We start from the raw sequence: 25,892 nt of genomic DNA, 5'->3' as shown, positions 1-25,892 counted from the left end.
TCGCCCAAAGAACGGAGGCTTGCTGGAGACGTCTTCCCTTGAACGTGGTTCTTGTCCAAGGTGGCAGCGGGCAACCGATCCGGTTTCGGCGAACGGAGGGTTGTCTCGTTATCACCAACGATGTGAGGTCAGGTTGTGCGCACGATGAACATGAGGCAGCTGGAGGTTTTGCGCACACTTCTTGCCACCGGCTCGACGATCGCTGCGGCAAAGGCGATGAACCTCAGCCAGTCCGGCGTCAGCCGCCTGTTGCAGCAGCTGGAGCGGGAGCTTTCAATCACGCTGTTTTCGCGCGACAAGGGGCGCCTGATCGCGACGCCCGAAGCAATCGCTCTTGGTCGCGACGCAGAAAACGTCCTGCTCGCGGTCGAGCGCATGTCCGGCCATGCGGAAGATTTGCGCAGCGGCGCTTCCGGCCCCGAGATCGTCCGCATTGGATTGCCCAGCAGCATGTGGGAAAATTTCGCGCCGGCCATGCTCGTTGACTACATCCGTGATTTTCCGGGCGTACGCATAGAGACCTTTTTCGAGACCACGACAGCTATCAATAAACTGGTGGGAGAACGGGTAATTGATCTGGGTTTTCTGCGCATGGAAGGCGAGACTGGTCCCGGGATCGAGATAGACAAGGTTGCCAGCGGCAAAAGCGTCTGCGTCGTCCCAAAAGAGCATCCGCTTGCCAAGCTCGAGCAGATCTCGGCGAAGGATCTGCGCAACGTACCGCTCATTCTCATCGGCCGGCAGAGGCCCAACCGTATGGCGCTTGACCAGCAATTCGCAAAGGCTGGCGTCAAGCAACTGGTCAAGATCGAGACCCATACGAACAGTTCGGCCTGCGCTTATGTCGCGCAGGGCTTGGGCGTTTCGATCATCAGCAGTTTTTACGCCAATCTCTATCATCATCTTCCGATCGTCCAGCGACCTTTCGTACCCCAATCCACCCAGGATTTCGGCCTGGCGAGAGCGGCAGGCTTCCCGCTTTCCATCGCTGCACGAGCTCTGAGCCATGCCCTGCAGAGGCAGATCGAACTTTCCCAGAATGTCGAGTGAAAGCTGTGCATAAGCAGAGAAGTCTGCCTCCACATGCGCGTTTCTCAGCCATGTGTAGCGCATAGACATATGATGAAAGCGCATAATATTGCGCATCCGGAATCATCTCGTCATAGTTCCCGTTAATGAAACCGATGCTGACGGAACGGAAAGCCGTCATCAATCGTGGGGAAACAATGCTGAGATTTATCCTGAGCCGTCTGTTGATGGCGCTGCCGACGATCGTGCTTGTCTCGATCACGGTCTTTGCGCTGATCCGCTTCATTCCCGGTGATCCCGCTGCCCTGATGCTGGGCGACATGGCCCAACCGGATCAGATCGCCGCCATGCGCACCGAACTTGGCCTCGACAAGTCGATGCCGCAGCAATTCGCCATCTGGGCGGGCAATGTCATTCAGGGCGATTTCGGGCGCTCCATCGTCAATGATGAGGCGGTTCTGCCGCTCGTTGTCTCTCGCTTCATCGTCAGCGCCGAAATCGTAGTAATTGCCGTTCTGCTGGCAAGCCTGATCGCCGTGCCCGCCGGTGTCATTGCTGCCTGGCGGCAAAACAGCGCGACGGATCTCGCGTTGGTCGGCACCGCAACCGTGCTTCTGTCCATCCCGACCTTCTGGCTTGGCCTGCTTTTGCTGCTGTTCTTCGGACTCAAGCTCGGCTGGTTGCCTGTGCTGGGTTATGTCTCGATCGGCGACAATGTCGTCGGCGGCCTGCTTTATCTCGTCCTCCCGGTAATGACGCTGGTCATTCACGAGGCGGGCGTGCTGATCCGCATGGCACGCGCCTCGACACTGGAAGTGCTTCGTCTCGACTATATCACCCATGCGCGCGCCAAGGGTCTGTCGGAAAGCGCCGTCCTGTGGCGGCATGCATTCAAGAACGCCTTTGGTCCGACATGGACGATGATCGGCCTCATCCTCGGCAATCTGCTCGGCGGCATCGCGGTCATCGAGACGGTCTTCACCATTCCCGGCCTTGGTCGCCTCATGGTCGACAGCATTTTTGCCCGTGATTACCCGGTGATCCAGGGCTGCCTGTTGTTCGTGGCCCTGTCCTATGTGCTGGTCAATCTGATTGTTGACTTGCTCTATCCCCTGTTCGATCCGCGGGTGGTCGCCGAATGAAAAAGCTTACTCTCAATGGCCTTATCGGCGGCTTTCTGATCGCCGTGCTTCTGGCCACCGCCGCCCTCGGTCTCGTCTGGACGCCGTTCGATCCGATGAAGCTGTCCTTCACCGCCCGTCTTGCCGGACCGAGCGCCTTGCATCTGCTCGGCACCGACGAATTTGGCCGCGATGTGCTGAGCCGGTTGATGGTCGGCGCGCAGGCCAGCGTCTGGATCGGATTTCTGACCGTCGGTTTCGCCACCATATGCGGCACGCTGATCGGCCTTGTCAGCGGTTATGCGCGCGGCTGGATCGATGGCGTCATCATGGCCATCAACAATGCCCTTCTTGCCTTTCCCGGCATTCTTCTGGCCCTTGGCCTGCTCGCCGTGTTCGGCGCCAACCAGTACGGCATCATTTTTGCGCTCGGCATTGCCTATACCCCGTCCATGGCGCGTGTGGTGCGTGGCGCCGTCCTGTCGCTGCGCGAACGCGAGTTCATCGAAGCCTCGCGGGTGATGGGCAATGGTGAACTGTTCACGCTGTTCCGTCACGTCCTGCCCAATTGCCTCGCACCCATCACCGTGCTGGCCACGTCGATGTTCGGCTGGGCGATCCTTTCGGAAAGCGCGCTTTCCTTCCTCGGCCTCGGCGTGCCGCCGCCAGCCCCCACATGGGGCAACATGCTGGCCGCGGGCCGTCCCTTCATTCAGCAGGCCGTCTGGCTCGGACTGTTTCCGGGCATCTGCATCGCGTTGACCCTGCTCGGCATCAACCTTCTCGGCGACGCCCTTCGCGACCGCCTCGACCCGCGCATGAGGGGCCTGAAATGACAGACAACACGTTGCTGAGCGTTCGCGGCCTCTCGCTCGAAGTCGCACATACCGGTATCGAAGTGGTCAAGGGCATTTCCTTCGACATCGCGGCGGGCGAAATCTTTGGCATCGTCGGAGAAAGCGGCTCCGGCAAGACGCTGGCCACCCGTGCGCTGATCTCGCTTCTGCCTCCGGCCATCAAGGTTACGGGTGGTTCTGTCCGCTACAAGGGCCGCGATGTCCTGACGATGAAGGATAGGGAGCTTCGGCATCTGCGCGGTGCCGAAATCGGGGTCGTTTTCCAGGAGCCGATGACCTCGCTCAACCCGTCGATGACGATCGGCCGGCAGTTGGAGGAAGGACTGATCCTCCATACAAAACTCTCGCCCGAAGAACGTCGCGCCCGTATTCTCGACATGTTGAAGCGTGTCGGCATCCGCGAGCCGGAAGGTGCGCTTGCTGCCTATCCGCACGAGTTTTCCGGCGGCATGCGTCAGCGCATCATGCTGGCTTCGGTCATGCTGCTGAAACCGGCGCTGCTGATCGCCGACGAACCGACAACGGCGCTCGATGCGGTCATCCAGCGCGATGTCATGGAACTGATGGTGGAGCTGACGCGGGCCGAAGGCACCGCCGTTCTGCTGATCAGCCATGACCTGCCGATGGTGGCGCGTTATACGAGCCGCATCGTCGTGATGGAACAAGGCGCGATCGTCGAACAGGGGCGCACGGAAGATCTGCTGGATGCCCCGCAGCATGCCTATACGAAAAAGCTGCTGTCCTCGCTGCCCTTCCGTGGAGAGGTCCGGGCGCTCGACAAATCAAAACGGCCGATGGTCTCGGCCCAGAACGTCGTCGTCGATTATGCCGGTCGCAAATCCCTGCTGAAGAAGGCGAAATCCAAACGCGCCCTGCACGGCGTCAGCATCGATATCCACGAGGGCGAGGTCGTGGCGCTTGTCGGCGGCTCCGGTTCGGGCAAGACCACGCTTGGCCGCACGATCGCCGGTCTGGTGAAGGAAAGCGAAGGCGATATCCGTTTCCAAGGACGTTCCCGCGACGAGGATTGGCAGGATTACCGGATGAACTGCCAGATGGTGTTCCAAGACCCGTATTCCTCGCTCGATCCGCGCATGACGATCCTGGCACTGGTCGAGGAGGCGCTTCGTCTAGTTCCCGATCTGGACACGGAGGCAAAACGCAAACGGGCGCTGGAAACGCTGGAAGAGGTCGGCCTCAATGACGATTATGCCAGCCGTTATCCGCACGAGCTATCCGGCGGTCAGCGTCAGCGGGTGGCCATTGCCCGCGCGATTGCCCGCCGGCCCCGCTTTCTCATCGCCGACGAACCGGTTTCTGCGCTCGATGTGACGGTCCGCGCGCAGGTGCTTGATCTCTTCTCCGATCTGCAGAAGCGTTACGGCTTTTCCTGCCTCTTCATCAGTCATGATCTCGGCGTGGTCGAGCAGGTAGCCGATCGTGTCGTCGTCATGCAGGACGGCCGCATCATCGAAGAGGGTGATCGCGACACGATCTTCGACAACCCGCAGCAGGATTACACCCGCCGTCTCCTCTCGGCCATTCCCGCCCTCGACCAGAACGAGCGTGGCGGCGTGACGCTCAAATGGCGTCTTGAAGAGGGGCTCTAACAGGATGAACACGATGACCATTTCCGACCAGCTTTCCGCAATCTGCGATGCACAGCCATTCGTCACCCGCTTCATGGTGCGCAACCTGCTGACCGGCGAGGAAATCCGGCGTGGCGCCGATGAGGAAACGCCGTCCGGCAGCACCCGCAAGACGTCGATCATGATGGCGGCGCTCAAGGCAGCAAACGAGGGCCGTCTCGATCTTGATGAACCGGTCACCTACGAGAAAAGGCTGGCGGAGGAAGTGGCGAGCGGCATGTTCCGCTATATGACGCCGGGCATCGTTATTTCGCTGCGTGACGCGATCACGGGCATGATGACGCTGAGCGACAATGTCTGCACGAAAATGGTGCTGGAGCGGCTGACACTGGAAGAGGTGGACGGTTATTGCAAGGCGCTCGGCATGGCCAACACCCATCACCGTTTCCTCATTCCGCCGCTTGCGCTGCCGGCCGATCATGCGTTGACGACGGTGACGACGACTTCGGCCGCCGATCAGGTGCTTCTGCTGCAGACCATTCTCGATGCGCAATCTTCAGCCGAGGCACAGAACCGGCTCGGCTGCAGCGCGGACCTGTGCGCCTTCGCCATGGAAACGCTTAAACACCAGATCCTGCGCTACGGCATCCGGTCGCGTTTGCCATTCGAGGCTGTCGTCGCCAGCAAGAGTGGGCGCGGCAAGCGTGGTCGTATGGATGCCGGCATTGTTTACAAGGATGGCGCCCCCTTCTTCATCATCACCGCCTATACCGACGACGTGCCGCAGGTCATGGCCGACGGGACGCCGGGCTATACGCTTTCGCTAGAGACGATCGGCCGGTTGGCGCAGGCTTGCTGGGCTGGATTTCAGTCATGAAAATAACAATGGCAAAAGAGGGTAGAACAATGAAAAAGCTTCTTCTGGCAGGCACGGCTCTGCTTGTTATGTCCGGCGTGGCACTGGCGCGCGACATCACCATTGCGCAGAGTTCCGACCTGCGCAGCGCCAATCCCGGTGTCAACCGCGACGGCAATACGGATGGCGTCATTCTGCACATCGTCGAAGGCCTCGTCGGCTACAATAATAGCGGTGAGGTGAAGCCGCTTCTGGCGCAAAGCTTCGAAACCTCCGCCGATGGCCTCACCTATACGTTCAAGCTGCGCACCGACGTGAAATTTCACAACGGCAAGACGATGACGGCCGAGGACGTCGCCTGGAACTGGACGCGTTATCTCAAGCCCGAGACCAAGTGGACCTGCCTCAACGATTTTGCCAAAGGTGGTGCTGCGCCGGTCGCCGGGGTGAAGGCTGTGGATGCGGCAACCGTCAACATCACGCTCGAAAAGCCGTCCGCCGTTTTCCTCGGCCTGATGTCGCGCCCCGAATGCGGGTATACAGGCATGATTTCGCCGGACTCGATTTCCGCCGACGGCAGTTTCGTCAAGCCGATCGGCACCGGGCCGTTCCAGTGGGACGAATGGAAGAAGGGCGAATATATTCACCTTGCAAAATTCGCCGATTACGTCTCGCCGCAGAATGACGGCAAGCCGGACGGCATGGTCGGTTCGAAGCGACCGCTTGCGGACGGCATCAAGTTCATGGTTATCCCTGATGCCTCGACCGTGAAGGCCGGTCTCGAATCCGGCGTGCTCGATACCGCCGAAATTTCACCGGACCTGATCCCCGAATTCAAGTCCAACGACAAGACGCAGCTGATCGTTTCGCGCAACAACGGCAAGAACCTGTTTTACATCCAGACGCGCGACAAGGTTCTGAGTAATCCGGGCGTCCGTCGCGCCATGGCCATGGCGCTCGATCTCGATGAACTGGTTGCAGCCGCTTCGAACGGCACCGGCGAGGCGAATGGCTCGATGGTATCGCAGGACAGCGTCTATTTTAACGAGACCCAGAAGACGCGCCTGCCTTACGACATCGAGGCCGCCAGGAAGGAACTGGCCGCTGCCGGTTACAAGGGCGAGCCGATCTCGATCATTGCCAACAAGCGCGGCAACGTGCCGAGCTTCCCGGCGGCCGTCATGGCACAGGCCATGATGCAGCAGGCAGGCCTCAACGTACAGATCGAAGTGCTGGATTATGCCACGCAGGTCGATCGTCGCCGTTCCGGCAATTATCAGGTCATTTCGCAGTCGGTTGCGCCACGTCTCGATCCGGCGCTGATGTATTCCTTCTATGTCGGCAACAAGGACAAGAACGCCTCCCTGATGTGGGACGATCCGAAGGCCGTCGAGCTGATGAATGCCGCTTATGCCGAGGCCGATCAGGAAAAACGTCAGAAAATCTTCGACGAGTTCCACGAACTGATGCTGAAGGAGATGCCTGGCATCTTCCTTTACGACATGGTCGATGTCTGGGGTGCGACGAAGAAACTGAAGGGACAGCCGGTCTGGCAGTCGAATGCCCGTCTCTGGGAAGTTTCGGTCGAAGACTGATCGCTTTCGCCGCGCCGGCAACCGATACTGGCGCGGCACATATTCCCCTGTCGATATCTGATCCGGCCGTTCCCCTGCCGGCAGGAAAAACGCGTCCGAAAACGGGCGCCAGCAGACCCAAGAGGAAACCCATGAACCGCGACGCCGTGATCTCCATCGCCGAGATGATCGAAAAGATGAAACCGGATTTCTCCAGGCTCAGCGACAGCATCTGGGATTTCGCCGAACTGAAATTCGACGAAAAGCAATCCTCCGGTCTTCTGGCGCAAACGCTGGAAGCCAATGGTTTTGCGGTGACGCGCGGCGTTGCGGGCATGGAGACCGCCTTTATCGGCGAGTTCGGCCAAGGGAAGCCAGTGGTTGCCATTCTTGGCGAATTCGACGCGCTGGCCCGCATGAGCCAGGTTGACGGTGTCGCCGAACACCGGCCGCTTGTCGCCGGCGGCACCGGGCATGGCTGTGGCCACAATCTTCTCGGCGTCGGCTCGCTGATGGCGGCCATCGCGCTTGCCCGCCATCTCGATGAAAACGGCATTGCCGGCACCGTCCGCTATTATGGCTGCCCCGGGGAGGAAGGCGGCTCGGGCAAGACGTTCATGGTGCGCGCCGGCCTCTTCGATGATGTCGATGCGGCACTGACATGGCATCCTGCGCCGTTCAACGGCGTACGCTCTACCAACAATCTCGCTGTTCTCGAATATTACTACCGTTTCAAGGGGGTTGCCGCGCATGCATCGAATGCTGCCCATCTTGGCCGCTCGGCACTCGATGCGGTGGAGCTGATGAATGTCGGTGTCAATTTCCTGCGCGAGCACATGCCGCAGGATTGCCGGGTCCATTACGCGATAACCGACACCGGTGGCCGCGCCGCCAATGTCGTGCAGGCGCAGGCCGAAGTTCTCTATCTCGTGCGTGCGCCGGAAATGCCGCAGGCGCTGGAGCTTGCAAAGCGCGTCGACAAGGTCGCGCGTGGGGCGGCGATGATGACGGAGACCGAGGTAGAGATCGTGTTCGACACCGCCTCCACAAATCTGCTGCCAAACATCACGCTCGAAACCGCGATGCATGAAAACATGGTGGCGCTTGGCCCGATCGCGTTCGACGATGCAGATCTCGCTTTCGCCAAGTCGATCCAGGACACGTTTACCGATGAAGCGATCAAAAGCAGCGTCAGGCTGTATCAGATCAAGAGCGATGTGTTTTCCAATGCAAAAGTCGATGGCTCGACGCCGCTGCATCTGGGATTGCGTGATTTCGAAGGTCAGTCGCATTTCCGCGCCGGCTCTACCGATGTCGGCGACGTCAGCTGGGTGACACCGACCGCTCAATGCTGGACCCCTGCCTGGGCGATCGGCACCAATCCGCATACGTGGCAGGTCGTCGCGCAAGGCAAAAGCGCGGCGGCGCACAAGGCAATGGCCCATGCCGCCAAGGCAATCGCAACGACAGGGCTTTCACTGTTGACGTCCCCGGACCTTCTCGCATCGGTGAAAGCGGAGTGGAGGGAGAAGACTGACGGTAAAGCGTATATATGCCCGATTCCCTCCGATATTTTGCCCGGCAGCGCCTGACTTGCCTTTTGGCGCTGAGAGCGCGCGCTCGCGTACGTCCCGACCGAGGATGAATGGATAATGCCAGGCCGCCACAAGGGCGGGCGTAAGGCTTATCTTTTCAGAAGCCTCATGCGCTCGATAATATGCCTGCCGGACCCTTCGACGTGGCGACCAATGGCATCGGCCGCGCCTTGTGCATCCTGGGCCTTGATGCAGGCGATCAGTTCACGATGTTCGCTCAGGACATTGGATTGCCGGCTGAGCGAGGTTGGAAAGCCGCGGCTGATTGCCCACAGTATGTGGCGGTGACGCACCCATAGTTCGACCGCATGCCGATTGTAGTGGCGGTCGTACATCAGTTGGTGAAATCTCAGGTCGAGATGCGAATGATTTAGCTCATCCCCGAAATTGAGCGCCTCGATCTCCTGCTGGATGCGTTCCAGCTCCTCGACATCCGCTCGCGTCGCAAAGCCGACGAACCAGCGCGTGAGCGCAGGTTCGATGAGCATTTCTATTTCGCAGATGTCACGAACGAATTCTTCGTCGATAGGCCGGACGCGCGCACCCCTGTTGGGCGTCATGACGACGAAACCTTCGCCCCGTAATTGCTGCAGCGCCTCGCGAATAGGGTTGGTCGAGGTCCCCAATCGCGCCGCAAGCTCCGCGACTTTCAGCCGTTCATTGGCCCGGACACGTCCGGAAATGATGTCGTCGCGCAGACGCTCGTAGACCGACCCGCCAGCCTCTTCAACATGCGGCGAATGACCCGGGGCGGAAGCGAAAAGGTTTGAAATCGTGCTCATAACCTTTGCTTTAATGCATTTGATGTGAACTCGCTATCAACAATAATAGCAATTTCATACAAGCATATTGACAAATAATGTACGATCTGTGACCGTTTGTGTGACGTCGCGCCTGGGAGGGTGCGTTTGGGAAAGCCGGGGATCCGGTCAGGAGGAAGATCATGAATTATCGACTGGCGCTCAAGCGCCTGGCCCTGTCTGCCGCAATGGTAACGGTTACGCTGACAGGCGCGAGCCTGACGGCCCTGGCTGCCGATTACAAGCAGGCGCCTGCACTGGACGAGCAGGTCACTGCAGGAAAGTTGCCTGGCGTGACGGAGCGGCTTCCGGAACATCCATATGTGGAAACCATGGTGGATGGCGTCGGCAAGTACGGTGGCACGCTGCGCACCACGATCCTTGCCAATGGCGACCAGTACAATCTGACACGTACGATCGCAAACGAACTGCTTGTCCGCTGGGATCCGAAATGGAGCAAGGTGGAACCCTCGCTTGCGGAAAAGTTCACTGCGTCCGATGACGCCACAACGTACACGTTCACCCTGCGCAAGGGCCTGAAATGGAGCGACGGTCAGCCTTTCACGGCTGATGACATCATGTTCTGGTACGAGGACGTGTTCATGAATCCGGCCCTTTCTCCGGCCAAGAACCCGACCTTTACCGTTGCCGGAAAGCCGGTCAAGGTGCGCAAGATCGACGAGCAGACCGTCGAGTTCAAGTTCGATTCGCCCTATGGCCTGTTCCTGCAGCAACTGGCCTATGGTCAGGGTCACCTGCCGGTCATCTACCCGAAGCATTATCTCAGCCAGTTCCACGAAAAATACAACAAGGACGGCATTCCCGATCTCCTGAAGGCCAATCCGGCCGCCGGCGATTGGGTGGCATTGTTCAACTCCAAGGTCTCGCTGACCTTCCAGCCCGCCTATTGGCAGAACCTCGAACTGCCGACGCTTAACCCGTGGATCCTGACCATTCCCTATGCGGATGGCGAGCGGGTCGCCGCCAAGCGCAATCCCTATTACTGGAAGGTCGATACCGACGGTAACCAGTTGCCCTATATCGACAATGTCACCTGGGCAAAGCTTGACGATCCGCAGCTGATGGCGCTGAAGATGACGTCCGGCGAGTTCGACTTCGCCTTCCGCCACATCAACAATGCCACGTTCAAATCGGTCCTGTTTGACGGTCAGGAAAGCGGCAATTTCCGCTTCGTGGACGTCAAGGATCTGCCGGCCAATGACGCCGTCATCCTGCTCAACCTCAACTCCACAGACCCGGTGAAGAAGAAAATCTTCCAGAACAAGGATTTCCGCATCGCGCTCAGCCATGCGATCAACCGGCAGGAAATCATCGATCTGGTTTATGTCGGGCAGGGTGCCCCGGCGCAGGTGGCGGTTCAGCCGGAGCATGAACTGTTCAACGAGAAGGAAGCGACGCAGTACACGGAATATGATCCGGAAGCTGCCAAGGCTGCGCTCGACAAGATCATGCCGAACAAGGACGCACAGGGCTACCGTCTCGACGAGACCGGCAAGCGTTTCACGATCAATTTCATGGTCGCTGATGCCTTCGGCCTGTCCTATCCCGACATCGTGCAAATGGTGCAGGAATATGCCAAGCAGGTGGGCATCGACATCCAGATCCGCACCACAGATCGCGCCCGTCTCAACACCATGTGGAACGCCAACGAGCAGGACGCCTATATCTGGAACTGCGTCGGCGGGCTGAACGAAGTCTACACCGATCCGCGCTGCTACATGCCGTTCCAGAAGGCCGATATCTTCTTCGCCGTTCGTTGGGCGGAATGGTACGCCAACCCGCAGACGGGCGAGGAACCGCCGGCAGAGATCAAGGCGCTGATGGCGGCCTATGACAAGGTCAACGCGTCTGCCAATGATGAAGACCGCAAGGCTCGCATGAAGGAGTTCCTGACGCTTTCGGCTCAGAACTTCCTGAATATCGGCATTTCCCGTCCGATGCCAAAATACATGATGGTGTCCAAGGATCTGAAGAATGTCGTCGACGGTATTCCGATCACCGGTAACCTGTGGCATCCGGCGCCGACCTTGTCGCAGTGGTATTTCGACAAGGCGCAATAGACGATCTCGATGATCCTTCCCGCGGCCGGCAGTCCTGCGCTCCCGGTCGCACCGCTCCCCTAATCGGTCATTGCCCATGCTTCGCTATATCGCCAAGCGGCTGGTGTTCGCTATTCCGACACTGTTCGCCGTATCGATCATCGCCTTCGCCATCATCCAGTTGCCGCCAGGGGATTACCTGACGACGCTGATGGCCGACTGGGCCGCCCAGGGCGGCGCCGTCGAAGCCGGCACGCTTGCCGCCATGCGCGAGCGCTACGGCCTCGATCAGCCCATGTATGTCCAGTATTACAAATGGATGGTGGGCATTATCCTGCATGGCGATTTCGGCATTTCGTTCGAACTCGGCAAGCCCGTTACCGAGTTGATCTGGAGCCGGCTGGGCTTCTCCTTGCTCCTGTCGCTGTTGACCCTTTGCTTCGTCTGGGCCGTTGCCATTCCGATCGGCATCCTGTCGGCGGTGCGGCAATATTCGATCCAGGATTACGTGGCGACATTTCTTGCCTTCTTTTTCCTTGCCGTGCCTGACTTTCTAATGGCGCTCTCGGCCATGTATCTGATGTCGGCATGGTTCGGCCAAAGCGTTGGCGGGCTGTTCTCTCCCCAATATGCCGATGCGGCCTGGAGTTTTGGCAAACTCGTCGATTTCGCCAGCCATGTCTGGCTGCCGGTGATCGTCATCGGTCTGGGGTCGCTTGCGGCGCTGGTGCGTATCATGCGCGCCAACCTGCTCGATGAACTGTCCAAGCCTTATGTCACCACGGCGCGGGCGAAAGGCATGTCGGAATTCGAACTGCTGATGCGCTATCCTGTCAGGCTGGCGCTCAACCCGCTGATCTCGACACTTGGCTGGATCCTGCCCGCCGTCATCTCTGGCGAGATCATTGTCTCCGTCGTCATGAGCCTGCCGACCACCGGTCCACTGCTGCTGCGCGCACTTCTGGCGCAAGACATGTATCTCGCCGGCTCCCTCATTCTGCTGATCTCGGTGCTCACCATCATCGGCACCCTGATCTCGGACCTCCTGCTCGCGCTGACCGACCCAAGGATCAGACTGCAATGACCGACATGACCCAGATCCCTTCCGATACGGACGCCGTGATCGACCTGCGCGGCAAGGATATCGCCGTCGCCGGCCAGTGGCGGCTGTTCTGGCTTAAGTTCAAGAAACACAAGATCGCGCTGGCAAGCCTGGTCGTCATCGCCTTCATGTATCTGGTCGCGCTGTTTGCGGAATTCATTGCGCCGTTCGATCCGAACGCGACCAATGCCCGTTTCACCTATGCGCCGCCGCAGGGCCTGTCGCTGATCCATGAAGGCGCCTTCATGCCGCATGTCGATCAGTTGAAAATGACGCTGAATACGCAGTCGATGCGGCGCGAGTTCACGGCAGACCAGACAAAGCCGCTTGCCGTCGGCTTCTTCGTGAAGTCGGATCCCTATACGCTTGCCGGCTTCATTCCGATGGAAACCAAGCTGTTCGGGCTCGTCAACGCACGTCCCGGCGACAGCCTTTATGTTTTCGGTGCGGATCGTCTGGGGCGCGACATCTTCTCCCGTGTCGTCTACGGGGCGCGCATCTCGCTCTCGATCGGTCTTGTCGGCGTCGCCATGAGCCTTGTCCTCGGCGTGGCGATCGGCGGCATTTCCGGGTTCTTCGGCGGCTGGATCGATGTGGTGATCCAGCGTGTCATCGAGCTTCTGCGCTCGATCCCGACCATTCCGCTCTGGATGGGGCTTGCGGCCGCGATCCCGGTCGGTTGGCCGCCGCTTCGAACCTATTTCGTCATCACCCTGATCGTCTCTCTTCTCGGCTGGACCAGCCTTGCGCGAGAAGTGCGCGGCAAATTCCTGTCGCTGCGCAATGAGGATTTCGTCACCGCCGCGCGGCTGGATGGCATGAGCGAGTTCGGCATCATCTTCCACCATCTTGTGCCCTCCTTCATGAGCCACATCATCGCCACCGTCACGCTTGCCATCCCCACGATGATCCTTGCCGAAACCGCTCTGTCCTTCCTCGGTATCGGGCTGCAGCCGCCGATCATTTCCTGGGGTGTTCTCCTGCAGGAAGCGCAGAACATCCGCGCTGTGGCGCAGGCACCCTGGCTGCTCTTCACGCCGGCCGCGGCCATCGTGATCGCGGTGCTGTCGCTCAATTTCCTTGGTGATGGACTGCGCGATGCGGCCGACCCTTACGAGAACGCCTGATGACCAGTGACATAATCCTCAAGGTCGAAGACCTTCGTACCTACTTCAAGACCCGCACCGGCACGTTCAAGGCCGTCGACGGCGTCTCCTTCGAGCTGAAACGAGGCAAGACGCTTTGCGTCGTCGGCGAAAGTGGATCGGGAAAATCGGTCACGGCGCGATCGATCCTGCAGATCGTCGACAAGCCCGGCAGGATCGAAGGCGGCTCCATTGTTCTGACGCGACAGGACGGATCATCCATCGACCTTGCCAAGCTCGATCCGCGCGGCAAGGAGATCCGCGCTGTCCGCGGGCAGGAGATCGCCATGATCTTCCAGGAACCGATGAGTTCGCTCTCGCCCGTCCACCGCATCGGCGAGCAGATCGGCGAAGCCCTGCGCATCCATTTCGGTACGCCGAAACAGGAACGGCGCGCGCGCGTGCTGGAACTCTTGAAACAGGTGGAGATCCCGCGACCGGAACAGGCGATCGATCGTTACACGTTCGAATTTTCAGGCGGCATGCGCCAGCGTGTGATGATCGCCATGGCGCTGGCCTGCAATCCGTCGGTGCTGATCGCCGACGAGCCGACCACGGCACTCGACGTCACCACCCAGGCGGAAATCCTCGACCTGATCAAGAAGCTGCAGCAGAGCCACGGCATGGCGGTGATCTTCATCACCCATGACATGGGCGTGGTGGCGGAAATTGCCGACGAGGTGCTCGTCATGTATCGCGGCCGCGTGATGGAGCATGGCAGCGTGGAAGAGGTCTTTCACGCTCCCAAGGATGACTATACCAAGCGGCTGATCGGCTCCGTCGTCCGGCTGGAAAGCAAGGCCGATATTCGGCTGAAACGCGCAGCGATCCCGACCGATGCCGTGCCGCTTCTCGAGGTGCGGGACATGTCGCTTACATTCCCCTCGGGTCTGAAGGCTGTTGATGGTGTCTCGCTGACCGTTCGAGCCGGAGAGACGCTCGGCATTGTTGGGGAATCGGGTTCCGGCAAGACGACGATGGGGCGATGCCTGCTGCGCATCTACGATCCGCAAGACGGCCATATCAACTATCGGCGTCCGGATGGCAGCATCATCGATCTTCGCAGGGCGCAAAGTGCCCAGTTGAAGGAAATTCGCCGCGAGGTGCGAATGATCTTTCAAGACCCCGTTGGCTCGCTCAGCCCACGCAAGACGGTAGCCCAGATCATCGCCGAACCGCTCAAACTTGCCGGCATGAAGGGCAGGGAACTCGATGAGCGCGTGGCCGAACTGATGGAGCAAGTGGGGCTGGAACCTGCCTGGCGAGAGCGTTATCCGCATGCCTTTTCCGGCGGCCAGCGCCAGCGTATCGGCATCGCGCGGGCAATCGCCGTCAAGCCACGGTTGATTGTCGCAGATGAAGCGACCTCCGCGCTCGACGTATCGCTTCGCTCACAGATACTCGACCTGATGATGAAGCTTCAGGACGAGCTTGGTCTGTCCTACGTGTTCATCTCACACGACATGTCGGTGATCCGCTACATGTGCGACCGCGTTGCGGTCATGTATCGCGGCAAGATCGTCGAGGCCGGCGATACCGATCAGGTCGTCAACAACCCGGCGCATGAGTACACCCGCGCGCTGCTCTCTGCCATTCCCCATCCCGATCCGCGCGACAGGCGGTTGCACCATCGTGTCCGCTATGTCGCCAACCCTGTTTCAGTAAACGGATAAATTCATGAAAATCACCGATGTAAAAGTCATTGTCTGCTCTCCGGGCCGCAACTTCGTGACGGTGAAGATTTTTACCGACGAAGGACTGACGGGTGTAGGCGATGCGACGCTGAACGGGCGCGAAAAGGCGGTTGTCGCCTATCTGGAAGAACATCTCGTGCCGCTTTTGATCGGCCGTGATCCGTCACGCATCGAGGATATCTGGCAGTATTTCTATCGGGGCGCCTATTGGCGTCGTGGACCCGTCACGATGGCGGCGATTGCCGGTATCGACACCGCCCTATGGGATATCAAGGCCAAGGCGGCGAACATGCCGCTCTACCAGCTTCTTGGCGGCGCCAGCCGTGAGAAAGTGCTGTGCTACACGCACGCGCAGGGCACCAATATCGCGGAAGCCGTCGAAGCCGTCGGCAGGCGGATCGATGAAGGTTACAGGGCCGTGCGCGTCCAGTGCGGTATTCCCGGCCTGCCGGATGTCTATGGCACCGGCGCCAAGACAGTAACGAATAACGCTGTCGATGATGCTTTTCCGCACGAGGAAGTCTGGTCGACCTCTAAATACCTGCGTCACATGCCAAAACTGTTCGAGGCTGTCCGCGAAACGCATGGTTGGGACGTTGAGCTTTTGCACGACAGCCACCATCGCCTGACACCGATCGAGGCAGCGCGGCTGGGCAAGGATCTCGAATTCGCGCGCCTGTTCTGGCTGGAAGACACGGTGGCCGCAGAACACCAGGAAGGGTTCAGGCTGATCCGCAAGCATACCACGACGCCGCTCGCGGTCGGTGAAGTATTCAACACGATCTGGGATGCGCGACTGCTGATCGAGGAACAGCTGATCGATTATATTCGCACCACTTGCGTGCATGCCGGCGGCGTCACCGCGTTGCGCCGCATCATGGATTTCGCGAGCATCTACAATGTCCGCACCGCCTGCCACGGCGCGATGGACATGTCGCCGATCTGCCTCGGCGCCAATCTGCATCTCGATCTCTGGGTTCCGAATTTCGGCATCCAGGAATATTCCGGCTACCTGCCGCAGATCCTCGAGGTCTTTCCCGGCGCATGGAGCCTGAATGATGGCTATCTGCATCCGGGCGAAGCGATCGGCCATGGCGTCGATATCGATGAGAAGCTTGCAGCGAAATTTCCCTATGAGCGCGCCTATCTGCCGGTGAACCGTCTGGAAGACGGCACGCTGTGGCACTGGTAGGCGATAGGGCAGGGAGAAGTGACGATGAAGATCACCGCCATCAAGACCTATGCCGTCAAGGTCGGTATCCGTAACCAGCTTCTGGTCAAGATCGAGACCGACGAGGGCATTTTCGGCTGGGGCGAAAGCGGGCTTTCCGGCCGAGAAAAGGCTGTCGTTGGCGCATTGGAGCATTATGCGGAATGTCTGAAAGGGCGCGATCCCTTCAGGATCGGAGCCATCTGGCAGGAGCTTTATCGCAGCCAGTATTTCGAAGGCGGCCGCGTGTTGCAGGCGGCAATCTCCGCTATCGACATCGCACTGCACGACATCAAGGGCAAGGCGCTTGGCGTGCCGGTCTATGAGCTTCTTGGCGGCAAGCAACGCGATCGTATTCCGACATTCGCAACCACCTTTGCCGCGCCGGGCCCGGAAATGATCGAGCAGGCGAAAATGCTGGTCGATCACGGCTGGACCGCCATGCGGCTGTCTCCTTCCGGTCACGAGGAAAAGGAGATTTATGAGCCGCGGGAGCATATCGCCACGACGGCAAAATGGCTGGTGAAGGCCCGCGAGGAATTGGGGGGAGATGTCGTGCTCGGCATCGATTATCATCACCGGCTGACGGTAGCCGAGGCGGCAAGCTTCTGCCAGAAGATGCCGTCCGGCACGCTCGATTTCCTGGAGGAACCGATCCGCGACGAGAGCCCAGGCGCCTACGAGGCCTTGCGACGGATGACGGATGTGCCCTTCGCGATCGGCGAGGAGTTTTCGTCCAAATGGCAGTTCCAGCCCTATATCGAACGGGATATCCACCAGTTCAATCGTCTTGATGTCTGCAATGTCGGCGGACTGACGGAGTCGATGAAGGTGGCGGCGTGGAGCGAAACCCACTATGTCGACATGATGCCGCACAACCCGCTCGGGCCCGTCTGCACGGCCGCAACCGTGCATTTCTGCGCCGCCGTGCCGAATTTCTCATGGCTCGAGACCCGCAGCAGCCCGGCGGAAACCCATCTCGGCTTCGACAATTCCGATTTCTTCCCCGTCCAGCCGAAGCTCGAAGGAGCCTTCTATCCGGTGTCCGATGCGCCCGGTCTTGGCATCGAGGTGAACGAGGAACTGCTGGCAAGGCAGAGTTTCGAATTCTGGGAAGCGCCGCACCTGAAACGCCGGGACGGATCCGTGACGAACTGGTAGATTTGAGGCTGAGCGGCCTGCGACGCCGGATACGGGCCATGAGCGGGATCTCGTCCGCTCGTTGCGCGAGAACGGACCGGCAATGCCGGCTAAAATCACGTCATCCCATGCCTTTCGCAAGGCAGCCTGGAACGCTGAGAATATGCTCGACACCCTGCTGCACATGGTTCGCTATGATCTGTCTGGCATCATCGGCGTCTCGCGCAAGCGCTCGCTCGAAAAGCAGCTTGTGATCGTCCACGACCGCCTTACCCCGGAAGCTGCCAGCGAGCATATGATAGCGTAGGAACCGATCGAACACGGACGACAGGTTTTGCAGAAGCGTTGTCGAATTGCTCGCAGCAACGATCGCACGATGAAACTCCCAATCCTTCCGCACCCAGTCTATGGTTCGGGACGTGTCGCCTGCAAGAAGCGTCCGTTCGACAGCTGCCAGTCGGTGATGGGCGGCGACGATCGAACCTTCCCATTCAAGATCCCCGGCCGAGAAGGAAAGTCCGATCGCATGGCATTCGAGAACGATCCGCAGATCGGCGAGCTCCAACAGCTCCTGCCGCGATACCGGACTGACCTCAAATCCCCGCTGGCCTTCCGCAACAACGAGGTTCTCCGCCGTCAGCCTGCACAGAATTTCTCGCAAAGACGATATGCTGATGGAATATCGGTCGCGGGCCTGCTCGAGCTTGATCTTTGAGCCGGGCTGGAGATTGCCGAGAATGATGTCCTGCCGAAGCCGCTGAAAAACAGCCTCACTCCCGGTTTCTTTCAACTCGCTGTCCTGATTGCGTTCGCGCAACACGGGTTCACCCATGCCTCAGACTCCGAGTGAAGGTTCGCGCGCCAAAGCATGCTCGACGCCGCCATGGATGTGCAGGTGAAGGATTTTCTTTGCCGTCTTCTGGTCTCGCTCCAGGGCCGCTTCGAGAAGACGTTTGTGTTCATCGGCGGCAATCTGGCCGCGATAGGAGAGGGCGACCATCTGATATCGCAGGTACTTGTCGAACACCGCAGCATGCGTTTCCATGAGCAATCTAGACCCACAGGCGGAGATCAACGCCTGGTGAAACTCCCAGTCGTACCTTTTCCAGTCTTCGGTCTGGCTCGTGTCTCCGTTGGCCATGACGGTTTCCATACGTGAAAGCTTGTAATGCGCGGATATCAGCCTTGCCTCCCAGTCCACATCACCCTTTTCGAGGGACTGTTCCAAAGCATGCGTTTCCAGCAACAGCCGAAGCGCGGCAATCTCCTTGAGATCGCCGGAGGACATGGGCGTGACGTAAAAACCCCGTTGACCTTCGGCCACCACCAGTCCCTCGGACGCAAGCCGGTTGAGAATTTCCCGCAAGGTGCTGACGCTTGTTTCGTAGGTTTCCTTGAGTTTCTCGAGTTTCAGCTTCTGGCCAGGCAGAAGACGGCCGAATATTATATCGGCGCGTATCCGTTTGTAGCCGCCTTCGGCAACGGTTTCGTTCAGCGACGCTGACAGCATGTGCTCATCTCAGAGGTTATTCGGTTCCCATACATCGCGTGATCGCCCGTTGTAAGCCCGTCAGGATCGCAACGCGTAGCCGAGGATAGCCTATATCGTTCCCTCAACCTCAAATCTGCGGCAGGCCCTCCGGCCTTAGTGCCTTTTTCAGCGCGGCAATCCGAAAGATCGCGTTGGCTGCACCATAGCCTCGATAGCCGATGCGTTGTACGACTTCGAAGAAGAACCCTTCGCCAAAGGTTTTGCTGTAGAGCTGAAAATATTCGCCGTGATCGTCACGGTCGTAAAGGACGTTGTCGGCCTTCAATCGCTCGGTCAGGGCAGGATCGAGCCCGAACCGCGCCTCTATATCCCCGTAATAGTTCGGCGAGATGGGGAGGGGTTCAAAACCGTTATCGCGCAAGGCAGCCACGGTCGCGAAGATATCTTCGGTATGGAAGGCCAGATGCTGTATCCCGGAACCCAGCCTTTCTGCAAGGAAATGACCCGCAAGCGTGCGGCGGTTTTCCGCCCCGTTGAGTGTCAGACGCAGGCTGCCGGACGTGTTTTCGACCACTTGGCTGCGCACCACGCCGGACGGATCGATGATGTCGACCATCGGCGTCTTGGCGGCGTCGAATATCGACGTATAAAACAGAAGCCAGGTCAGCATTTCGTCGTAGGCGACAGTCTGGGCGACATGATCGATATGGGCGAGGTGCGCCGTTGACCGGCTACCGTCATCCGGAACAGGTTTGAAGTCGATCTCCGCAAACCGGCCAAGCTCGCTTTTCTCGTCTATCAGGTAGATCACGCCGTCGCCGAGGCCACGGATCGCGGGAATCTTGACTTCACCGGGCCCGACCGCCTGATCGAAGTTCTCTGCACCGAGTGCCACCGCACGCTCGTGGGCCTGCGCGGCATCATCGACGATAAGCGCAACGGCATAAGCAGAGGTGCCGTGCACGGCAAAGGAGGCACCGGCGAACCCGCGGTCCTCGGTGTTGAGCAGGATACGGATCCGGCCCTGTTCAAATATGGACACCTTCTTGGACCGGTGGAGGGCGGTCTTGCGAAAGCCCAGCACTTCCAGGATGTCGGCAAGCTTTTCTCCATCGTCCTCGTTGGTCGAAAACTCGACAAAGCCTATTCCCTTGACTGACGCGCGATCCGGCATCTCCGCCACGGTCAGCGTGCCGGCTTGAGGATTGCGGCGAACCTGGTCACCAAGATAGATCAGGGAACGGTAGCCATCCGCCGCGATTGTTCTCGCAGAGCCACCACGGAACTGGTCGTTGAATATCTCAAGGGACAGATAGCCATCATAGCCGGTTGCCGCGACGGCTTCGGTGAACTCTTTCACCGGCAAGTCGCCTTCTCCTGGCATGTTGCGAAAGTGCCGCGACCAATAGAGCAGATCCATGTCGATCAGCGGTGCATCCGCCATCTGAACGATGAAAATATTGTCTTTCGGAATGGACCGGATCGATCCGACATCGATCTTTCGCGAGAGCGTGTGGAAGCTGTCGAGGATCAGCCCGATGTTCGGATGATCGGCGCGGCGCACGATTTCCCAGGCATCACGATGATCATGAATGTGACGACCCCAGGCCAACGCCTCGTAACCCACCCGCAGGCCGCGTTTGGCCGCGCGCTCACCCAGTTCCCGGAAATCGTCCGCCGCGCGGTCTATCCCGCCCAGCGACGCCGGGGAAACGTTGGAACACACCAGAACAAGGTCGGTGCCAAGTTGCTGCATGATATCGAATTTTCGCTCGGCGCGGTCGAACGTCCGGCTGCGCAGCGGTCCGGTCATGCCTTCGAAATCGCGAAAAGGTTGGAAGAGCGTAATGTCCAGGCCGTGATCCCTAACCATGCGCCCGACATCGCGGGGGCTGCCATCGAAGGCCAGAAAGTCGTTCTCGAAGATCTCTACCCCGTCGAAACCCGCGGCTGCGATCGCCGCCAGCTTTTCGGGGAACTCGCCGCTGATCGACACGGTGGCAATTGATGTCTTCATTGCTTCCTCCTCCACAAAGAGCCTTCACCAAGTGGCTTGTCACCGCACCACCGACCTTGATCACATGGTAAAACGTGTTTTGTCGGAGATTATAGAAAAACTATGTTGAAATGGAAGGCCCCTTGTGCCAGTCTCTCATTGTGCCACCCAGTTGGAGGAGAGCTGGAGGGCCTGGGCTAACGGAGGAGGACCCCATGTTCGGATTCAAGTTGAACCGGCGGCATGCGCTGTTGAGCGCAGCTGCGATCATCGCTGCAGCAACATTTTCACAGCCCGCGGCAGCCATCACCCCTGAAGAAATCAAGGCCAGGGGCAAGCTGGTGGTTGGCATACAGGGCGATAACCCGCCGTGGGGCTTCGTCACCAGCGCAGGCAAGCAGGACGGCTTTGACGCCGAAATGGGCGCACTCTTCGCAAAGGAACTGGGCGTCGAGGTTGAGTTCGTCCCGCTCGAAGTCAACAACCGGATCCCGGCTCTGACCTCCGGTCGGGTGGACATCCTGTTCGCTACCATGGCGATGCTGCCGGACCGGGCGAAAGCCGTTCAGTTCAGCCAGCCCTATAACGCCAACGCCATCGTTCTGATTGGTCCCAAGGACAAGCAGATCAAAACCAACGAGGACATGGCGGGCCTCACCATCAGCGTCGCCAAGGGCGCGGCCCAGGATACGCAGGTCACCAAGAACGCGCCATCGTCTGCGACGATCCGCCGTTACGATGGAGACGCGGCCAGCGTTCAGGCTCTTGCTTCCGGCCAGGCGGATGCGCTTGGTGGCAACATCTTCTACCTGGACCGCGTCGAAAAGGCCGTTCCGGGCAAATTCGAAAACAAGCTCGAGTTCCAGAAGCTCTACAATGGCGCGTGCACGAGGTTGGGTGAGAAAGAGATCAATGCCGCGGTGAACGCGTTTATCGACAAGATCAAGGCCAACGGCGAACTGCAGAAAATCTACGACAAGTGGATGAAGGTTCCGGTTCCGGAGTTCCCCACGAGCCTGGAAGGCATCTCATTCACCGCGAAGTGAGTTCCGGTTCTTCATCCATACTCACCTCACGCAAGCGCGTCCTGCAAGGATGCCTGCACCGGAGCCCGGTCATGCCGCGGCACCGGTGCCTGGGGAGCTTTTATCCATGAGCGAAACGATCTTCGTCCTTAACGGCCCAAATCTCAACCTTCTGGGCGAGCGCGAACCGGCGATCTACGGCACGACGACCTTGAGCGACATCCGCAAAGCCTGCGAGACGAGGGCGGCCGACCTGGGCCTGTCGGTCGACTTCCGACAAACCAATTTTGAAGGCGAGCTTGTCGAGGCCGTACATGAGGCGCGCAAGAACGCCTGCGGCATCATCATCAATCCGGCCGGCTACACGTTCACGTCCATCGCCTTGCTGGATGCATTGAAGGCCTTCGACGGCCCAAAGATCGAATTGCACATTTCCAACGTCCATGCGCGCGAAAGCATCTACCACAATTCGCTGGTTTCGCGGACCGCAACCGCAGTGATGATGGGCTTCGGCGCCGTGGGGTATGAGCTTGCGATCCAGGCCATGGCCGGCATGGTCGGCTCGGTCTGAAGCGTTGGGCTAGGAGGTGTCATGAATTACGCTCTGGACTTCACACCCGTCATCGACGGCCTGCCGAACCTGCTCTGGGCCTGCCTTGGCACGCTTACGCTCGCCTTCGGCGGCATGCTGCTTGCCATCATCATCGGTATCGGCGGTGTCATCCTGCGCCAGTCGCCCTTCAGGCCCCTGCGCTGGATGGTCATCGGATTTGTCGAATTGATCCGTAACACGCCGTTTCTGGTGCAGATCTTCTTCATCTATTTCGCCCTGCCACTGGCAGGCATTCGGCTGGACCCGACGCCGACCGCCATCATTGCGCTTGGCATCAACGGCGGTGCCTATGCCATCGAGATCATCCGCGGCGGCGTCCAGTCGATCTCCCGAGGACAGATGGAAGCCGGGTTGGCGCTCGGCCTGCACAAGGCCCAGGTTTTCCGGCTGATCATTCTCAAGCCGGCGCTACGGGCCATCTACCCATCGCTCACCAGTCAGTTCGTCCTGTTGACGCTGACAACCAGCATCGCTTCGGCAATCTCCGCCTATGAACTGACCTCCGTTTCGCAGCGGATCGAATCCGACAGCTTCCGCAGCTTTGAGGTCTATTTCACCGTGACGGGGCTTTATCTGGTCATGTCCTGGCTGATGATGCGCATCTTCGCGCTCTTCTCGTCGCGCTACTTCAGCTATCCGGTCAAGTAAGGGGGATTCGATGGGACGCGAGGAATTCCTTTTTCTCCTGGCCGGGCTGAAATGGACGGTCGCGCTTTCTGCAGTCGCTTTCGTATGCGGCTGCGTGGCGGGGCTCGTCGTGGCGCTGGCCAGAACATCAGGCATCGGCTTTGTCGAACGTTTGACGGCGGCTTATATTGCCGTATTCCAGGGCACGCCTCTGCTGATGCAGTTGTTCGTGGTCTACTACGGACTGGCGCTGATCGGCATCCAGATGGATGCCTGGGCCGCTGTTTCCGTTGGCTTGACGCTGCACGCCAGCGCCTTCCTGGGCGAAATCTGGCGCGGTTCAATCGAAGCCGTTCCGCGCGGTCAATCGGAAGCGGCCAAGGCACTGGCGCTCGGCTACGTTTCCCGGATGAAGGACGTCATCCTGCCGCAGGCGATCCGCATTTCGTTGCCGGCAACGATCGGTTTTCTGGTCCAGCTCATCAAGGGAACCTCGCTCGCCTCCATCGTCGGCTTCACCGAGCTTACGCGCGCCGGCAACATCATTTCCAACCAGATATTCCAGCCACTGACGGTCTTCGGTGTGGTGGGGGTTCTTTACTTCCTGATGTGCTGCCCGCTGACGATCTACGGCGCCCATCTCGAGCGCAAATTCGTTGCGGTCAATCGATAGGCCGGCGTGCCGGCCTGGCCCTTCATGGAGTTTCAAGCGATGATCCAGACTTCCACCGCAGACGCCAGCCCCGAGCGCATGATCACCATGGCCGGCGTCGGCAAGTGGTACGGCGCCTTCCAGGCGCTGGACAACATCAATATGTCGGTGACCAAGGGTGAGAAGATCGTGCTCTGCGGTCCATCGGGCAGCGGCAAGTCGACCCTGATCCGCTGCATCAATCATCTGGAAGCCTACCAGAAGGGCGAGATCCATGTCGGTGGTCTCCTGCTCAGGGACCAGACGAAGACAATCGACGCGGTGCGCCGCGAAGTCGGCATGGTATTCCAGCAATTCAACCTCTTTCCGCACCTGACCGTGCTGCAGAACTGCATGCTGGCACCGGTCAAGGCGTTGGGCCTCGACAAGGCAGAAGCCGAGGAGCGCGCACGGCAGTTGCTTGAACGAGTGAAGATTTCAGAGCAGGCTGAAAAATACCCGGCTCAACTGTCCGGCGGTCAGCAGCAGCGTGTGGCGATCGCGCGCGCCGTGTGCATGCGCCCCAAGGTGATGCTTTTCGACGAGCCCACCTCGGCGCTCGATCCCGAAATGGTCAAGGAAGTGCTCGATACGATGATCGCGCTCGCCGAAGAGGGAATGACGATGATCTGCGTTACCCATGAAATGGGTTTTGCACGGCAGGTTGCGGACCGCGTCATCTTCATGGCGAGCGGCGCCATTGTGGAAGAGGCGGCGCCAGCCGACTTCTTCTCCGACCCGAAACACGAGCGCACGAGAAAATTCCTCGGCGAAATTCTGGGCAGGCACTGATGCGATTTCCGTTCGCAGCCGCATGGTAGGATGGCGATGATTAGCGGCCACACCAAACTCATCGTCCATCTCGGTTATCCGACGCACTCGTTCAAGGCGCCGTTGATCTATAACCCGTATTTCGAAAAGAACGAGATCGACGTGGTGGTCGTGCCGATGGGATGCCGTCCGGAAGATTACCCGGCGTTTCTCAAGCAAGTGTTCCGCCTTTCCAACATTCACGGTGCGTTGATCACCATGCCCCACAAGATCACCACGATGACGCTCCTGGACGAGGTTTCCACGAGCGCGCAGGTCGCCGGTGCCTGCAACGCCGTCAGGCTCACGCCAGACGGCAGGCTGAGTGGCGACATGTTCGATGGCGAGGGTTTCGTGCGCGGGCTATTGCGCCGCGGCCGCACGATAAGGGGAAGCAAGGCGATCATTGCCGGTGCCGGGGGCGTAGGCTCCGCGATCGCCGCGTCGCTGGCCAGATCCGGCATCCGGGAACTGGCGATCTCCGATCCTTCCGCCATCATGCTTCATGGCCTCGCCGATCGGCTGCGCAAGCATTACCCGGCCCTCAAGGTCATCATCGACCTTGCCGATCCTACCGGATATGACATCGTGATCAATGCGACGCCGCTCGGCATGAATGAGGACGACCCGTTACCATTCGACGTGTCCAGAATGACACCATCGGCCTTTGCGGGCGAAGTCGTGCTGAGCAAGGAGATAACGCCGTTTCTGGCGGCCGCCCGCGCGCGCGGCTGCGATTATCAGGTCGGAACCGACATGCTGTTCGAACAGATTCCCGCCTATCTCGAGTTTTTCGGTCTTCCGATCACTACAGCGGACGAACTTCGCGCCCTCGCCAGACTGTAAGGCAGGTAGCATCTGTTCGG

23 protein-coding genes are annotated in these 25,892 nt (G+C 59.4%); 19 read left to right on the top strand and 4 right to left on the bottom strand.

What is annotated here, in order from left to right; all coding sequences use genetic code 11:
• Positions 1-144: 144 nt before the first annotated feature.
• The 7 genes from ACQKKX_RS08015 (at position 145) to ACQKKX_RS07985 (ending at position 8,618) form a co-directional block, all read left to right on the top strand.
• Positions 145-1,050 (top strand): LysR family transcriptional regulator, encoded by a 906-nt coding sequence (locus ACQKKX_RS08015; RefSeq protein ID WP_427570022.1) that lies wholly within the window; start codon positions 145-147, stop codon positions 1,048-1,050.
• A 176-nt stretch (positions 1,051-1,226) separates the two neighbouring features.
• Positions 1,227-2,171 (top strand): ABC transporter permease, encoded by a 945-nt coding sequence (locus ACQKKX_RS08010; protein ID WP_427570020.1) that lies wholly within the window; start codon positions 1,227-1,229, stop codon positions 2,169-2,171.
• Positions 2,168-2,986 (top strand): ABC transporter permease, encoded by an 819-nt coding sequence (locus ACQKKX_RS08005; protein WP_427570019.1) that lies wholly within the window; start codon positions 2,168-2,170, stop codon positions 2,984-2,986. Before ACQKKX_RS08010 ends, ACQKKX_RS08005 begins: the two co-directional genes overlap by 4 nt.
• Positions 2,983-4,617, top strand: coding sequence for an ABC transporter ATP-binding protein (locus ACQKKX_RS08000; protein WP_427570018.1), 1,635 nt, complete (start codon positions 2,983-2,985; stop codon positions 4,615-4,617). The genes ACQKKX_RS08005 and ACQKKX_RS08000 overlap by 4 nt, the downstream gene beginning before the upstream one ends.
• A gap of 13 nt (positions 4,618-4,630) precedes the next feature.
• Complete coding sequence (locus ACQKKX_RS07995; protein ID WP_427570017.1) at positions 4,631-5,473, top strand: serine hydrolase; 843 nt, start codon at positions 4,631-4,633, stop codon at positions 5,471-5,473.
• A 29-nt stretch (positions 5,474-5,502) separates the two neighbouring features.
• Positions 5,503-7,047 carry an ABC transporter substrate-binding protein gene (locus ACQKKX_RS07990; RefSeq protein ID WP_427570015.1) on the top strand — a complete coding sequence of 515 codons (1,545 nt, stop codon included), beginning with the start codon at positions 5,503-5,505 and terminating at the stop codon, positions 7,045-7,047.
• Between the two features lie 131 nt (positions 7,048-7,178).
• Positions 7,179-8,618, top strand: a complete 1,440-nt coding sequence (locus tag ACQKKX_RS07985) for a M20 family metallopeptidase (RefSeq protein WP_427570014.1) — start codon at positions 7,179-7,181, stop codon at positions 8,616-8,618.
• Positions 8,619-8,710: 92 nt separating this feature from the next.
• Here the strand turns inward: ACQKKX_RS07985 and ACQKKX_RS07980 are convergent, their stop codons facing one another.
• Positions 8,711-9,403 (bottom strand): GntR family transcriptional regulator, encoded by a 693-nt coding sequence (locus ACQKKX_RS07980; RefSeq protein WP_427570012.1) that lies wholly within the window; start codon positions 9,401-9,403, stop codon positions 8,711-8,713.
• 161 nt (positions 9,404-9,564) lie between these two features.
• On the opposite strand from ACQKKX_RS07980, the gene ACQKKX_RS07975 reads away from it, so the two are divergent.
• The 6 genes from ACQKKX_RS07975 (at position 9,565) to ACQKKX_RS07950 (ending at position 17,793) form a co-directional block, all read left to right on the top strand.
• Positions 9,565-11,502 carry an ABC transporter substrate-binding protein gene (locus tag ACQKKX_RS07975; protein ID WP_427570011.1) on the top strand — a complete coding sequence of 646 codons (1,938 nt, stop codon included), beginning with the start codon at positions 9,565-9,567 and terminating at the stop codon, positions 11,500-11,502.
• A 76-nt stretch (positions 11,503-11,578) separates the two neighbouring features.
• Positions 11,579-12,565 carry an ABC transporter permease gene (locus ACQKKX_RS07970; protein WP_427570010.1) on the top strand — a complete coding sequence of 329 codons (987 nt, stop codon included), beginning with the start codon at positions 11,579-11,581 and terminating at the stop codon, positions 12,563-12,565.
• Positions 12,562-13,710, top strand: a complete 1,149-nt coding sequence (locus ACQKKX_RS07965) for an ABC transporter permease (RefSeq protein WP_427570008.1) — start codon at positions 12,562-12,564, stop codon at positions 13,708-13,710. The genes ACQKKX_RS07970 and ACQKKX_RS07965 overlap by 4 nt, the downstream gene beginning before the upstream one ends.
• Positions 13,710-15,401: an ABC transporter ATP-binding protein gene (locus tag ACQKKX_RS07960; protein ID WP_427570006.1), complete on the top strand. Its 1,692-nt coding sequence runs from the start codon at positions 13,710-13,712 to the stop codon at positions 15,399-15,401. Before ACQKKX_RS07965 ends, ACQKKX_RS07960 begins: the two co-directional genes overlap by 1 nt.
• Positions 15,402-15,405: 4 nt before the next feature.
• Positions 15,406-16,614 carry a D-mannonate dehydratase ManD gene (manD, locus tag ACQKKX_RS07955; protein WP_427570005.1) on the top strand — a complete coding sequence of 403 codons (1,209 nt, stop codon included), beginning with the start codon at positions 15,406-15,408 and terminating at the stop codon, positions 16,612-16,614.
• Between the two features lie 24 nt (positions 16,615-16,638).
• Positions 16,639-17,793: a mandelate racemase/muconate lactonizing enzyme family protein gene (locus tag ACQKKX_RS07950; RefSeq protein WP_427570004.1), complete on the top strand. Its 1,155-nt coding sequence runs from the start codon at positions 16,639-16,641 to the stop codon at positions 17,791-17,793.
• A gap of 100 nt (positions 17,794-17,893) precedes the next feature.
• On the opposite strand, the gene ACQKKX_RS07945 is transcribed toward ACQKKX_RS07950, so the two are convergent.
• From ACQKKX_RS07945 to ACQKKX_RS07935, 3 genes are all read right to left on the bottom strand, one after another.
• The gene (locus ACQKKX_RS07945; protein WP_427570002.1) at positions 17,894-18,604 is read right to left on the bottom strand and encodes a GntR family transcriptional regulator; all 711 of its coding nucleotides are present in this window, start codon (positions 18,602-18,604) and stop codon (positions 17,894-17,896) included.
• Between the two features lie 3 nt (positions 18,605-18,607).
• On the bottom strand, positions 18,608-19,282 hold the full coding sequence (locus tag ACQKKX_RS07940; RefSeq protein WP_427570001.1) for a GntR family transcriptional regulator: 675 nt from the start codon (positions 19,280-19,282) through the stop codon (positions 18,608-18,610).
• A gap of 109 nt (positions 19,283-19,391) precedes the next feature.
• On the bottom strand, positions 19,392-21,281 hold the full coding sequence (locus ACQKKX_RS07935; protein ID WP_427569999.1) for a bifunctional sugar phosphate isomerase/epimerase/4-hydroxyphenylpyruvate dioxygenase family protein: 1,890 nt from the start codon (positions 21,279-21,281) through the stop codon (positions 19,392-19,394).
• Positions 21,282-21,475: 194 nt separating this feature from the next.
• Here ACQKKX_RS07935 and ACQKKX_RS07930 point away from each other — a divergent pair, with 194 nt between their 5' ends.
• The 6 genes from ACQKKX_RS07930 (at position 21,476) to ACQKKX_RS07905 (ending at position 25,872) form a co-directional block, all read left to right on the top strand.
• Positions 21,476-22,306: a transporter substrate-binding domain-containing protein gene (locus ACQKKX_RS07930; RefSeq protein WP_427570121.1), complete on the top strand. Its 831-nt coding sequence runs from the start codon at positions 21,476-21,478 to the stop codon at positions 22,304-22,306.
• A gap of 106 nt (positions 22,307-22,412) precedes the next feature.
• The gene (gene aroQ, locus ACQKKX_RS07925; protein ID WP_427569998.1) at positions 22,413-22,856 is read left to right on the top strand and encodes a type II 3-dehydroquinate dehydratase; all 444 of its coding nucleotides are present in this window, start codon (positions 22,413-22,415) and stop codon (positions 22,854-22,856) included.
• A 21-nt stretch (positions 22,857-22,877) separates the two neighbouring features.
• On the top strand, positions 22,878-23,546 hold the full coding sequence (locus tag ACQKKX_RS07920) for an amino acid ABC transporter permease (protein WP_427569996.1): 669 nt from the start codon (positions 22,878-22,880) through the stop codon (positions 23,544-23,546).
• 10 nt (positions 23,547-23,556) lie between these two features.
• Complete coding sequence (locus ACQKKX_RS07915) at positions 23,557-24,198, top strand: amino acid ABC transporter permease (RefSeq protein ID WP_427569994.1); 642 nt, start codon at positions 23,557-23,559, stop codon at positions 24,196-24,198.
• 78 nt (positions 24,199-24,276) lie between these two features.
• Positions 24,277-25,008, top strand: coding sequence for an amino acid ABC transporter ATP-binding protein (locus ACQKKX_RS07910; protein WP_427570119.1), 732 nt, complete (start codon positions 24,277-24,279; stop codon positions 25,006-25,008).
• 36 nt (positions 25,009-25,044) lie between these two features.
• Positions 25,045-25,872, top strand: a complete 828-nt coding sequence (locus ACQKKX_RS07905; RefSeq protein ID WP_427570118.1) for a shikimate dehydrogenase family protein — start codon at positions 25,045-25,047, stop codon at positions 25,870-25,872.
• The last annotated feature ends 20 nt before the right edge of the window (positions 25,873-25,892 follow it).

It is taken from the genome of Neorhizobium sp. NPDC001467, from assembly GCF_050275975.1.
GTDB lineage: Bacteria > Pseudomonadota > Alphaproteobacteria > Rhizobiales > Rhizobiaceae > Neorhizobium.
This window is presented reverse-complemented; position numbering and strand designations above follow the sequence as displayed.